This window comes from Zoogloea sp. LCSB751, assembly GCF_002028455.1.
Lineage (GTDB): Bacteria > Pseudomonadota > Gammaproteobacteria > Burkholderiales > Rhodocyclaceae > Zoogloea.
Map to the genome: position 1 here is coordinate 1 of NZ_MWUM01000229.1, position 268 is coordinate 268.

The window sequence follows — 268 nt, forward strand, 5'->3', positions numbered from 1 at the left end:
TGATTATCCTCGTATTGGCCGGTGACGCGGCGGCGACCTTGGTAATATTCGGCGTAATCGCCATTGAGTTTGCCGTTAACAAAGGTTTGTTCTTTTTGCTTAAGGCCAGAAGCATATTGGACCCAAAGGCCTTCTTTTAAGCCTGCTTTATATTCGCCTTCTTCATTAAGGTCGCCATTGTAGTACCAACGGCTAAAGTGGCCGTCGAGGGGATAACTATTGCTGTTATCCGCTTTGCTGCGGGCATAGTGAGCAAGTTCTTTCGGTT

At 47.4% G+C, this 268-nt stretch carries 1 protein-coding gene; it reads right to left on the reverse strand.

Features of this window, described 5'->3' with window-relative positions; translation table 11 throughout:
* Positions 1-268: hypothetical protein (locus B4920_RS26445; protein WP_216820062.1), on the reverse strand; the 268-nt coding region annotated here is incomplete at both ends.